Source organism: Aliivibrio sp. SR45-2 (assembly GCF_963890165.1).
In the GTDB taxonomy this organism is placed as follows: domain Bacteria; phylum Pseudomonadota; class Gammaproteobacteria; order Enterobacterales; family Vibrionaceae; genus Aliivibrio; species Aliivibrio salmonicida.
On sequence record NZ_CAWPRC010000197.1, the window covers coordinates 1 to 13,291 of the forward strand.

The following is a 13,291-nucleotide window of genomic DNA, read 5'->3' on the forward strand; positions in this document are numbered from 1 at the left end:
AGAAAGTGCTTACCACCCTTCTTGTGGCTGCAAAATGGGCAATAAAGAAGACCCAATGGCTGTACTCGATGAACAGTGCCGCGTACGTGGAATTACGAATTTACGCGTTGTCGATTCTTCTGTATTCCCAACCATTCCGAACGGAAACTTAAATGCACCCACCATTATGGTTGCAGAACGTGCCGCCGATTTCATTCTTGGCAACCCTATGCTCACAGGGGAACAAGCGCCAGTTTGGATAGCACCAGAATGGAAAGAGAAACAACGAATAAATACACCAATAAGAGAAACAAATTCACTCTCTTAAATAATAAGAAACACAAAAAATACAGTCAGCATCGCCGTTCTAACCAATGGCGAAAGGAATCATTACAAGGAATTATTATGTCACTTACAAAAAAGACACTTGCCACATTAGCGATCAGCTCATTCGCTTTTAACGTATATGCCAATCAATGTGAAACCGTTCGTTTTGCCGATGTAGGTTGGACAGACATCACCGCAACAACCGCAGTCACCTCTGAATTGCTTAAAGGCATGGGCTATAAAACCAAAACCGATCTTCTTTCTGTTCCCGTCACTTACTCTTCAATGGCGAATGGCGACATTGATGTCTTCTTAGGTAACTGGATGCCAACCATGGAAGGGGATATCGCTAAATACCGTGAAGCGGGCACAGTAGAAACCGTTCGTGCTAATTTAGAAGGCGCTAAATACACACTTGCCGTACCAAAATACGTGTACGACGCAGGCGTTACAAGCTTTGCAGATTTAGCTAAAAATGCCGACAAGTTCAAAGACCGCATCTACGGAATCGAACCGGGTAACGATGGCAACCGCATTATCCAATCCATGATTGATTCTGACGCGTTTGGTCTTAAAGACTTCAGTGTTGTTGAATCAAGTGAAGCCGGAATGGTGTCGCAAGTTTCTCGTTCAGTGCGTCGTAGTCAGTGGATTGTTTATTTAGGTTGGGCTCCACACCCAATGAACAGCAATGTTAAAATGGAATATCTATCAGGTGGTGACGACTTCTTTGGAGCCAACTATGGCGGCGCAAGCGTGTATACCAATGTTCGTTCTAACTACCTTTCAGAATGTAAAAACGTAGGTCAACTTCTTCAAAATCTAGAGTTCACACTAGAAATGGAAAATGAGCTTATGGAAGAAATCCTGAACCAAAAAGTACATCCAGAAAAAGCGGCTCAACAATGGTTAACGAAAAATCCAGAACAAATAAAAGTATGGCTTGAAAACGTTACCTCTCTACAGGGTGATTCGGCCACAAAAGCGGTTACAGAATACCTAAAACAAGTGAAAGCTTAACTAAAAAAAGGTGGGCTTCGGTCCACCAAAGAATTTAAGGAAATATTGTGAATTTTATTACAGAGCACAAAATCCCTGTTGGGCAATGGATGGAAACAGGCGTTGACTGGTTAACTATTAATGCCGCTGGTTTTTTTGATGCCATTTCATTTTTTCTAGAAACTATTATTCTCTTTTTAGTCGATGTCTTTAAATGGATGCCACCTGCGCTTCCTATTCTTATGACCGCTGCTATTGCGTGGTATTTACACAGAAAGCCATCATTAGTGATTTTTGTCGTCGCAGCACTACTCACTATTCTAAACCTTGGCTACTGGCAAGAAATGCTGGAAACCTTTGTCCTTGTTTTTGCAGCGACAACGATTTCCGTATTAATTGGCGTACCGATTGGGATCATGGCCGCACACCGACCTTGGCTTTATACCGTGCTAAGACCAATCCTTGATTTAATGCAAACCGTACCGACGTTCGTGTACTTAATTCCAACGTTAGTGTTGTTTGGTTTAGGCATTGTTCCGGGCTTAATTTCTACCATTATTTTTGCTATCGCCGCCCCTATTCGTCTTACGTATCTTGGTGTTACAAAAGTGCCGGGAGAGTTAATTGAAGCAGGCAAAGCGTTTGGTGCAAGCCGCATGAAACTGTTAGTAAAAGTCGAATTACCCGCCGCCCTACCGAGCATAATGGCCGGCATTACCCAGTGTATTATGTTGTCATTATCGATGGTTGTTATCGCGGCACTCGTAGGGGCCGACGGCTTAGGTAAACCGGTGGTTCGAGCGCTTAACACCGTTAATATCTCACAAGGTTTTGAAGCAGGATTAGCCATTGTTCTTGTCGCTATTATTCTTGATCGCTTATGTAAAGCACCGAATCAGAAGGAAGTATAACCATGGATGCGATTACTATTAAAAACCTCGATGTGGTGTTTGGAAAAAAACCAAAGCAAGCATTAGCATTGCTTGACCAAGGTAAAACTCGTCAAGAAATCATCGATGAAACAGGGCACGTTGTTGGCGTAGATAACGTCTCTCTTTCGGTTAAAGAAGGCGAAATTTGCGTTCTAATGGGTTTATCTGGTTCCGGTAAATCAAGTCTGCTTCGCGCCGTTAACGGATTAAACGAAGTAAGCCGTGGTGAGCTAATGATTAAAAATGGCGACAAACTTGTTGATGTCGCTCTGTGTGATGAAGAAACCTTACGCCATTTACGTACTCAACGTGTTTCGATGGTTTTCCAAAACTTTGCATTAATGCCATGGCTTACAGTCCTTGATAACGTCGCTTTTGGTTTGGAAATGCAGGGTATCGAAAAAAACGAACGCCGAGCAAGAGCTCGTGAACAAATTGAAATGGTTGGCCTTGCTGAATGGGAAACGAAATACCCTCATGAACTTTCAGGGGGTATGCAACAACGTGTTGGTTTAGCTCGTGCATTTACGATGGATACGGACATTCTATTAATGGATGAACCCTTCTCGGCCCTTGACCCCCTCATCCGTGCTCAGCTTCAAGATGAACTCCTTTTATTGCAAACTAAACTGAATAAAACCATTTTGTTTGTCAGCCATGATTTAGATGAAGCGTTAAAAATTGGCAATAACATTGCGATCATGGAATCAGGTAAATTAATTCAGCACGGCAAACCAGAAGACATCGTGCTTAACCCAAAAACAGAATACGTGAAAGATTTTGTTGCTCACACAAATCCATTAAATGTATTAAAAGGCCGTTCATTAATGCAGCCTCTAGATTCACTTAAGCAAGAAAATGACTGTTGGAAGATTTGTAATACTAAAAATCTTTGGGTAAATCAACACCAAGGTAAATTGAACATTGAAGGTCAGCCAACGCTTACTTTAATTGAATGGGATGAATCAACGACAGATCTGTCTTTAATCAATCATTCAACACTGGTTATCGCAAGCCCAGAAATTGGCATGCGTGATGCGATAAAACTAAAACAACTCAGTAATCACCCAATTTTACTGGTTGAACATAATCAATTAGTTGGCATTTTAGATAACAGCGAATTCTATAGCGCACTGATTGGTGACTTTACATTACATAGCGCCGCGTAATACCTAAGTAAAAGGGTGGGAATTCTCACCTTTTATTTTTTGAACCTTAGAAACACCTAAATAATACGACCTCCCCCTGAATATCTTCCATAAATACACTATCTTGAAATAGCGACATCTTGTTGTCAGGCCTCAATTGAGAGAAAAAACAACAATGGATGAGCAAGCAATACGAGAAAAGATTGAGAATAGTACGAACATCAGTACAATGCGGAAATCAACAACGTTGTAAACCATTCAATTTTACATTTATACAAAGGCTGTTACGTGGATAAACATGAAGAAGTTTTGGTCGCTATTCGTCAGATAATTCGAGCTATCGATTTACAATCGAAAAAACTGAGTAAAGAATATGGATTAACCGGTCCTCAACTTATTTTAATGCGTGCGATTCAAAGCATGCATAATGTAACGATCAAAGAACTGTCAAAACATACGAACGTAAGCCAAGCAACCACCACAACCATTATCGATCGCTTAGAGCATAATGGTTACGTTCAACGCATCCGTAGCGAATCTGACAGACGAAAAGTACATGCAAATTTGACTGAAAAAGGGGAAGAGTTACTTAGTAAAGCCCCACTCTCTTTACAAGATAACTTTGTGAACAAGTTCCATAATTTAGAGTCATGGGAACAAAGTCTTATACTGTCTTCGATGCAGCGTGTATCTTCAATGATGAACGCAGAAGACATTGATGCAGCCCCTGTATTACAACTTGAAAGTATTGCAAAGATCTAACGTTCTCATTCCGATTATCGAGATAACGTTCAGTTAAAATAAAAAAGCCTCTAATTAAAGAGGCTTTTTTGTTGCGTAGAAAATAGTTATATAAACCATTTCCACCAAACAAAAATAGCTAAGAATCCAAACAAATAAATGAGGCCAACAATCGACAACGCTTTCAATTTTGGTCCCATTTTCAACTCATCTGGCAATTCTGTTTTTGTTACTAAGATGTAGTTAAGCACGGCAAAAACAGGGGTCGTAATAAAGGCCATGATCATCGCGAAATTTAACATTCCCATCAATGATGAAATGAACATTGTGACAATCAACATCGCTATTGCAGAAACAATGATAACCCACCAGTTATAATGCTTTGGCTGATCTAACGGTTTATTTTGCAACAACAATTGCGCTTCTGACACCGCTCGAGAATAGCCATCAATAACCGTAATAGTACTGCCAAAAATACAGAAGAAGGCTATTACAGCAATCAAATAACGCGACCATTCACCAATCGTTGCCGCATAAATACCAACTAACTGATGAGAAAACCCAATCCCCGACGCTTTAAATTCAATGCCTGATCCGTATAGCACTAATGCGCCTAATGATAAGAAAACCACCGCTAATAACGCCGTACCAATATAACCGACATTAAAATCAAATAAAGCCGATTGTGCCGTCACTTCTTGAGTTTGGCATTGACGCTTTAACCACATAGACGTGATGCTTGAGATTTCAATCGGAGCGGGCATCCACCCCATGGTAATCACTAAGAAACCAATCGAAGCAATTGACCATACTGATGGCCCTTCGTAATCTACCGGAGCGACTGAGCCATTAGAAAAAGCCACACTAAGAGCAATAACGGTCGTAAAGGTTAAAATAACCATGATGATCTTTGATAACAAATCAAGAGCTTTAAAGTGCCCAGCAAACAGTATCGTCATACAGGTAACAAGAACAATTCCAGAAAGCACATTCAATGACAAATCAAAAGGTAAAAAATACCCTAATAAGCTGGCACTAAACAACAATAACGCAGCGGTATTTATCACCGCAGAAATAGCACTTAGCACTAAAAACACCCACAAATAACCACGACCTAATTTGTGATACCCCTGAATAATACTGTCACCCGTGCCAACGGTGTACTGAACTGCTGCTCTAAAAAATGGGTATTTCAATAAATTGACAGCAAGAATGAGAAACAATAACTCCCATCCATAAATAGCACCCGCTTTCGTTGATGCCACTAAATGTGACCCACCAACCGCAGCAGCGGCCATCATGATCCCTGGCCCTAATGATCTAAATAAATCTTTCATTTTTAACTTTGGCTTCATGCCATCTTGTGTGCAAGACTGTCCCATATATGTTCTTCTTTTCCTACTTATCACAGATGTTAATACATTCCTTAAATGAACAAATTCCTTTTACATTTAAGCTAACAATTAAATTACATAAAGGGCTCACTTAAATCAATTTAAAAAATGAATAAATACGTTAAATCTCAAATAATGATTAAACTATCAATAATATTTGTTATTTACTTGTTCTCATAAAAATAATTCATTCACGTAAAAAATAAAATTGGCACGTGCCAATTAAAAAGCAAATAAAAAGGCCGCTAACATAAACGGCCTTTCTTATCGTATTTATGATGAACATCATCAAATGATATTGACGCCTAATCCATCTCTTGAAAAGCGAAATGTAGTCTTACTACCATAAGTATCATAAACATCAATAGAACCAATAAAGTAAGTTGACGCATGTATAGGGTTTAACGATATTGCGTATTTATAATTCCAAATATAATTAGTAACAAAGACTAATGAATTGGTTGTATTCCCAGAATTATTGACAGTATAAGTCTTATATTGCTTATTATTACCGCTGATCGCACCGTAATAAAATGTCTTTGACGTTACACCTGTGTTTGGCTTAAATACATAAAGTGTTGATTGCCCTTTTCGCACCGTAGAATTGTATGAAGGACTCGCAAAAATCACTTTGGCGTTATTCGGCGTTCTTCCGTTTCTTGCATATGAGCCTTTATAATCAACATAAGCAATCTTTCTACCATTTGGAGGAGTGTAACCTCTGAGCCAAGATTCATGCCCTAAGCTATTTTTCATCTTAGTATGTAAATTTTTATCCCAGTCAGCAACTGTAAAACTTTGGTCTTCAAGCGCTTCAATTCTTACAAATGACTGATTAGAATCGCCATCACATGTACTTTTAAAGCTGCCATTCCTTGTTGTTAACTCCACGCAAGCGGACACTATATCCTGACTATTTGTCGTTAAATATTTTGTTAAATAACTCTGGCTTAAATTCTGAGGACCACTACTTCGAGAAATTAGGTCATTTGAAAAGTGTTGGTTTTTTATATCCGTTACATTCCATTGTGACAACGTGGCGGCTGTATATAATTCCTTTATTGATATATTTTTAAGAGAATCTCCACTCTCTATATCATAAAAAACATTTAACTTTGCTTGCATATTACCATTAGCATAAATTGAAGTATTAGATGTTCCATTCCCTGCAACTATTCGTAAACCTTTAATACTCGAACTTGGTGGCGTTGGCGGACCAGAACGTTCTAAGCTACCATCAGGTGGTAAAGAAACAGCTAAAGCACTCGATGAGATAAATATAGATAATAAAAGACTAGATATTAATGTCGAATTTTTCATAAATAGAATCCTTATTTAATTAAAAATAATAAATAATGTATTAAATCTATCATTGCAATGAACTTGCTATGATATTAAAAAATTGATAATAGTTACGTGGACGGTATAGATAATAAATATTAAAAGAGTTCAATTACTGATAAATAATTATCTACTTTTCTAACACCCATAATGATTTTAGATTCAGTACCATAATAATCGGTCACTTTAATGGCACTGCTATTTCTGCTTATACTTTTTGATGCTATAACCCCTGAATCATAAACTTCAACGTCACTTGAACCGATGGTGGTCAACGTATTACAAGGAATCGTTGTATTAGAGCTCGCACCTGGTACAGAACAGTTCAAGTAGCTTTTATAGCCTGCTTGATACTTTCCTCTATCTAATCTCATAATTTCAGTGATAATTGAGAACAAATAGTTTGGATCACTTTTAAATGCATAAGGTATGTTTTTTTCTAAAGTAAGGGCATTAAAATTATTCCAACCAGTCGACTCAACATATTTAATTTTATTAACGCCCATATTCGGTAATACCGCCCAAGCCATAATATGCGATAAATGATACGGATCGTCACTTGTCGGCGTTGTACTTCCGTATTTACTAATCAGACTATCCTGTAAATAAAGCGTAGATGTGCTCTCTGATAAAAGATGATCAACTTCAATATCTAAAATAGTCGGTGTTTCGCTTGTTTTTCTTAATACTTGCTCTTTAATCTCTTGAGTTAAAATTCCTGTCGGTTGATTTAGCGTATGCTGATATTCGTAGTCATCTATTTCGGAAGATATATCCCACGGCAAAAGCTCAAAGTTCTTTTTTGTTAGATACACGGGGTTGATTGCATTAACAAACACACTTGCTTGGTTAGTTCCAGGCTCACATGTTGAAGTCGTAAAATCTTGCCCCTCTTTAGTTGCTGTTAATTCAACGCACACAGACACTGATCTTGGCGAGCTTGTCGATAAATAGCGCTGTACAAATTTAGAACTTCTTAAATGACCAATTCGTTGCCCACCAATATTATGCAGATATTTATTTTCGAGCGAAGACTGTTCCCAATCATCTAAATCTTGCCCTGTATTGTATTTTTTTAGTATCACGCTTTTTAATGAATACCCAGGCTCAAGATCATAAATAATATCTAGTGCCGCTTGCATATTACCATTCGCATATATGTCTGTATTACCTAACCCGCTGTCAGATAATATCCTTAAATCTCGAACCCATGAACCCGGTGGATTCGAATACGCATTTAATGAAACAAGTGCAGATAAAAAGACACTTGATGTAAATATAAACTTTCTCATAAGATAAACTTCCTTTTTAATTTAGTTGAAAAATACACTTATTATTTACTACTTATTTCAGCCACACCTCTCCAATATAAGCGTTCCTTAAAATACACATCCTTTATTACGTTTAGGCTGCACCAATAAGAAGCCCATCACCAATCGTGTTATCAACAAAGCGGGAATAAAAACCTTGTCTTTGATTAATACCTTGTTGTAATGCATTAATTACTTGAGGCGAATGAGCGGCAGAATTCGACACAAAGACAGATGAAGATTGAGTAACCTCAGAAGCACTTGAACTGCTGTTCCCTTGTGTTTGAGCAATCACTTGATCGGTAATTGACCAAGGGTCTTTAGAAACAGAAAGACCTCGTTTTGCCCAATCCACTCTCATATCAAATTTTTTGTCTGATTTGATCCAACTCTGCTTTGTTTTACCAAACGATTTTCCGGTAAATGACGTCACTAACTTAGGGTTCCAGTTATCCACGGTTTTAATGATCCCTTTAGAAACTCCACCACCGAATTTAATGATTGAACCCCATAATTTCAGCTTTTTATCATCTTGTACCGTCGCCGCCATCACCATTGAAGCGCCAACGACGCCAACCATGTCGGCAGATAGACCCGCAAACTTGATGGTTGGAGCTTGGGATATTTGACCCAATATATTTTTATTAGAAAAGCCTGTAATTTTAATAAACGTTTTTGATCCCCACGCTTTATGCGCAAAAGACATTCCACTTCCTGCTTTGATCGTTGAAGCAATGCCTTTCACTCCCCCAGCAACGGCTCCGGCTAAACCAAAAGCCGCGGACGCAATTTTTAACCCCTTCGTTGCTGGGTTTGAACTATCATCAATACCAGCGACCGCCATATCAAGAACACCACTTACCGCACCTGCAACACCTCCAATTACGCCTAATGCAATGACAAGAGTTGCTCCTCCTGTAACCACCGCTGAAACCGCAACAGCAACCCCAACAATAAAACTGAACAACCCAAAGAAAAAACCTCTCGCGTTAAACTCACCCGTAGGATCAAATTGATTGATGGGGTCATTAATACAATAACTATACCCATTAATCCCGCCCTTCCCATGAGGCGATTCTAAATTATCAAATTGCAGAAAACTCTGTGAAAGTGGGTCATAAACACGATACCCATTCCCTGTATGATAAAGTCCGATATGGGTTTCCAAACGGTGTCCATGATAACCAAATTGTCCCAAATCAATAGATAAAGGAAGTACTTTGTCAAACACCATGGCATTCACAGGAAACGCTTTGTATGACCACAAAGTCGCCCCACTAACACAAGCCGTTTGTTTTAAAAAATTACGTCGAGATAAAGTAGTAAACATGGATAATCCTCATCCAAAAGGTAAGTATGATGAACTAGAGTGAGTCGCCTGCTCACGCGTAGACCCTAAATTACTGTTCGTTCCGTCAAGATAGCTATAGCTTGCTTTAGTGCTTTTCGGATCCGTTGTGATCGTCAGTGATTTACCACTGTGCGCCCCAGAGAAAGCCATTGATTCATTGGCTCTCATGATTGCAACTAGCTCGTCATGGTGATAATAAAGTTGGGCAATGTTCCCTAATGCATCAACGGAAACACTTTGCATTCCAATCGCATCGTAATGGTACGTGCGTATTACTTTTTCTTGATCATCTCGTATTTCAGATAACTGACCATAATTGTTATAGCTGAGTTGATACCCTCTTTGTGATAAATTCACTCGATTACCAAGAGCATCGTATTCAAAAGATTGGTTGGGGAAATCCCCGTGTGTATTATAAATATTGAGTAATCGAGTCGGCATGTCAGTATCGAATATTCGGCTTTCAGTGTTCACAATCCCATTTTGATACTGTGTGACCAAATCCGTAATATTGTCGAAATGGTCATAATAAAACTGCTGCTTTACGATCTCTCTTCCCATGACATCTTTCGGCGGGTTCACTCCTGCGCTGACAAACTCAGTAATTCGACCAAGTTGATCATAATCAAACGTTTCTGTTTGAACTATTCCATTCGTCGTGGTTTTTCGCTCGATAATCCTCATAGACTGGTCATAGGAAAGATCCATTTTTAACGTCTCTTTTCCATTACGAACCCAACGACGACGACTTTCCATATCATTGACACCGTAATCCAAATACATCTCTACTTGGTCATTTCCATCCTCATAATGTTGCGAGACAAGCCGATCAAATTGGTCATAACTGAGATCAACGACGGCGGTTGCATCACGGCTTCCAAAGACAAGTTGTTGAACACGGCCAAAGCCATCATAAGTGAGTGCTTTTGTGTTGCCGGTAAAATCACGCATAGACAACAAAAGTCCTTTTGCTGAATATGAAAACGTGGCGTTTTCTGTTGTCGCGCCTAAGCTCGTCACCGTTTTTTTACTTGGATTTCCAAATGCATCGTACTCATATTGACTGCTTGTCATCGATGCAGAATCACTCACAACTAACCCACGTTTGTTATAGCTAAAGCGTCGAGTTGAGGATATATCATTACTGACTTCTTGCTTTGTAACCAGCCCAAGCACTGGGTGATAGGTGTACGTCGCCGAATGGCCATTTGGCAGAACAACGCTTTGATAACGGTTTGAATCATCATAATCCTTGTACTGGTAACGTAAGCCATTGACGTGCCTTTCCGTCAGGCGCCCAAAGTCATCGTATTGATTACTAATAATGGTCGCGTGGGTATTTTCATTATCACCTAATAACCCCTCTCGAGTATGAAGCGTTAGGCTTTCTTCTTTGGTTCTTTTGTCATAGCTCATTCTATCGACAAATGACTCTGAAGCGTTCTTACCCGCAAAACGAGTTGCTTTTTCTATCACGCGATCAAACGCATCGTATTTGAACTCAATCACTGAACCACGACTTGTTTCTGTACGAATTAAACGGTTTGTTAGGTCATACTGATAAGGGATTTCGTAAAGAAGTTGGCCTGTTCGATCAAAATACTGCTCCGAGACGGTATTGCCCCACGTATCTTGATGAGAAATAACGTACCCTTTCCCTTCGATGCCTTTGGTGTGAGTTCGAGATGCATAGTCAAATTGGTTTATTTCTACCGCCCCTGAAGGGTAGATAGTGCGACTAATATGGCCATATAAGTCGTATTCATAACGCGTTGTTAATTCTAGTGTTCTCGTATCAAGATTGTCGTATTGCGTTGTCGAGATTTTCTGGCCAAACGCATCATACTGATTGGTGTAAGCCATTGTGTTATTACTGCCAATTTTTGTCGCCATTGAAAGGACATGACCATTAGCACTGTAGGTCTGAACGGTTATTTCACCCTCAGAATCTTCGATACTTAAAACATAGTTGTCACTATCAATATGACTCTGGTACGTTTTTTCAGAATAAAGGCTGTTATCTTTTAATAAGCGTTCTTTATTTATTTGATTCAACTCATCGTAATTAACTTCGAGCTCTACGCCTTCTGGTTCTTTTTTATAAATAAGTTGGCTATCTAAAAAATCATAATGCTCGGTATTGGAATAATATAATGATCCATTTTCCGTGAGCACTTGGTAAACAAGGTGATCCTGATTAAAATCATACGTGTAAGAATAACGCATCGGAGTCTCGCCAGACACCACTGAAGATTCTTCTCGTTTCTTTCCGTAAACTTCAATATTTTGGCGATTTTCATAAAACTGATAATTCGTTTTTTGCCCATTTATTTCTTCCGTCTCAAGAACGTAAAAAGAATGATCATCTAATAAAGAAGGTAATGTCTTGTAGGTAAATTCTTTTTTATTTACTACGTTTCTTTTTCTATCCAATATGCTTTGTGATACAGGGATATTTTTAAAATGATTTTGTGCACTCTGCTCATATTGACTCACCGTTGTAATACCACTTTCATCAGTGTGCTCTATATTATTCCCCCACTCATCAAACTGATAATATTCCAACTTTTTACTTATTGAAGAACCATTTAAAAATGCAATTTCTTTCTTTTTCAAATAGGTATATTGAGGCTCCTGATATTCAATACCAACAGAATTATTTGCATAATATTCATAATTTACTTCTTGGTATGATGATCCTCTAGAGAGATAACGCTCTTTTTCAATTAAGTGATATTTGGTGTATGTCTTCTGAATTTCAATCTCATTATCGATAGTTTCAATTGCAGAATATTTATAGTCTTGTGCTGCTTTAAAAAGAGTGTCTTCACCGGCAACGTAAGCCCGATCACTCGCAAATCCCAAATAGTTTTTATCCGAATAGGTATAAGTATGCGTTCGAATAGGTAATGCGGTACCTTGAGATACCCTCATCTTCGTAACTTGTGGTACATACTTATTTGGCGCGCCATCAGGCATTAAAAAACCACGTTCGTAATACGTGACTTCTTCTGAATATCCGGCTGGGTAGGTTGTTTTTAACAACAGATCCATTCCTGTATCACTGAACCATGAGTATTCGAATTGAAAATACAAATCTTCTCTGTTGGGTAATGTCGCATACGACAAGCGTTTAAAATCACCGCCACTTATTTTTCTAATTGTGGATGACTTAAGCAACATATCTTTGTTATATAATGAAATTTTTGTCAGCCATTCGTCTGACCACGTATCAATATTTATACTTAATCCAAAACTGTCTTCCACTTTATACAATGTTCTTTGGAAATTATAATTGGTGTACGAGAAACGAAGAAGATGACCTTTTGCACTGTATAATCGACTGAGAGTACCTTCTTTCCAATCAATAAATTCGATCTCTCCAGAGGCATTAATAACCTTTATTTCACCTTGCTCTGTCCCTGGCGTAGAGACATAGTAAATACGGACATCTTTTAATTTTCGGTATGGCGCTACATACTCATTCTCTGTTGAATTCCATTCAATTTTGAATTGTTGACCATTTCTCAAACTCAACATTGAATTTACATTATCAAAAGAACTGAGTGGCAATGACCACCCTCTTCCAAAACCGACATCAATCGCATTATTTGTATTATAACCAACAGTTAAATCAAAATAAGGACCATAAATAATTAAACGGCTACTGGATGAGAAATCATGCTCAGAATTTACGATGCTTAAAAAGAGCATCGCGGGTAAGGTGACTTGAAATACGAGCTTAGAAGCGACTTCAATAAAGTTGTCG

The 13,291-nt window shown here is 38.6% G+C and carries 9 protein-coding genes and 1 pseudogene; 5 read left to right on the forward strand and 5 right to left on the reverse strand.

Features of this window, described 5'->3' with window-relative positions; genetic code table 11:
* From AACV33_RS19005 to AACV33_RS19025, 5 genes are all read left to right on the forward strand, one after another.
* A partial coding sequence (locus AACV33_RS19005; protein WP_255458631.1) for a GMC oxidoreductase occupies positions 1–307 on the forward strand: 307 nt, incomplete at its 5' end.
* Positions 308–384: 77 nt separating this feature from the next.
* Positions 385–1,326 (forward strand): choline ABC transporter substrate-binding protein, encoded by a 942-nt coding sequence (locus tag AACV33_RS19010; RefSeq protein ID WP_182700532.1) that lies wholly within the window; start codon positions 385–387, stop codon positions 1,324–1,326.
* A 47-nt stretch (positions 1,327–1,373) separates the two neighbouring features.
* Complete coding sequence (gene choW, locus AACV33_RS19015; protein ID WP_182700533.1) at positions 1,374–2,216, forward strand: choline ABC transporter permease subunit; 843 nt, start codon at positions 1,374–1,376, stop codon at positions 2,214–2,216.
* 2 nt (positions 2,217–2,218) lie between these two features.
* Positions 2,219–3,406, forward strand: coding sequence for a choline ABC transporter ATP-binding protein (choV, locus tag AACV33_RS19020; RefSeq protein WP_182700534.1), 1,188 nt, complete (start codon positions 2,219–2,221; stop codon positions 3,404–3,406).
* 267 nt (positions 3,407–3,673) lie between these two features.
* The gene (locus AACV33_RS19025; RefSeq protein ID WP_023602810.1) at positions 3,674–4,147 is read left to right on the forward strand and encodes a MarR family winged helix-turn-helix transcriptional regulator; all 474 of its coding nucleotides are present in this window, start codon (positions 3,674–3,676) and stop codon (positions 4,145–4,147) included.
* Between the two features lie 86 nt (positions 4,148–4,233).
* Here AACV33_RS19025 and AACV33_RS19030 read toward each other — a convergent pair whose 3' ends face one another.
* From AACV33_RS19030 to AACV33_RS19050, 5 genes and pseudogenes are all read right to left on the reverse strand, one after another.
* Positions 4,234–5,508 carry an NRAMP family divalent metal transporter gene (locus AACV33_RS19030; protein WP_182700535.1) on the reverse strand — a complete coding sequence of 425 codons (1,275 nt, stop codon included), beginning with the start codon at positions 5,506–5,508 and terminating at the stop codon, positions 4,234–4,236.
* 300 nt (positions 5,509–5,808) lie between these two features.
* On the reverse strand, positions 5,809–6,840 hold the full coding sequence (locus AACV33_RS19035) for a hypothetical protein (protein ID WP_182700536.1): 1,032 nt from the start codon (positions 6,838–6,840) through the stop codon (positions 5,809–5,811).
* A 119-nt stretch (positions 6,841–6,959) separates the two neighbouring features.
* Positions 6,960–8,153: a hypothetical protein gene (locus tag AACV33_RS19040; RefSeq protein WP_182700537.1), complete on the reverse strand. Its 1,194-nt coding sequence runs from the start codon at positions 8,151–8,153 to the stop codon at positions 6,960–6,962.
* 112 nt (positions 8,154–8,265) lie between these two features.
* Positions 8,266–9,501: an RHS repeat-associated core domain-containing protein gene (locus tag AACV33_RS19045; RefSeq protein ID WP_017021588.1), complete on the reverse strand. Its 1,236-nt coding sequence runs from the start codon at positions 9,499–9,501 to the stop codon at positions 8,266–8,268.
* Positions 9,502–13,119: 3,618 nt separating this feature from the next.
* Positions 13,120–13,291 (reverse strand): annotated as a pseudogene (locus AACV33_RS19050) (AEC family transporter); the annotation flags it as partial.

Bases quoted from the DNA above. Each gene is read 5' to 3' on its own strand.
- AACV33_RS19040 (WP_182700537.1), bottom strand. From the start codon at position 8,153: ATGAGAAAGTTTATATTTACATCAAGTGTCTTTTTATCTGCACTTGTT.
- AACV33_RS19045 (WP_017021588.1), bottom strand. From the start codon at position 9,501: ATGTTTACTACTTTATCTCGACGTAATTTTTTAAAACAAACGGCTTGT.
- choV (WP_182700534.1), top strand. From the start codon at position 2,219: ATGGATGCGATTACTATTAAAAACCTCGATGTGGTGTTTGGAAAAAAA.
- AACV33_RS19030 (WP_182700535.1), bottom strand. From the start codon at position 5,508: ATGGGACAGTCTTGCACACAAGATGGCATGAAGCCAAAGTTAAAAATG.
- AACV33_RS19035 (WP_182700536.1), bottom strand. From the start codon at position 6,840: ATGAAAAATTCGACATTAATATCTAGTCTTTTATTATCTATATTTATC.
- AACV33_RS19010 (WP_182700532.1), top strand. From the start codon at position 385: ATGTCACTTACAAAAAAGACACTTGCCACATTAGCGATCAGCTCATTC.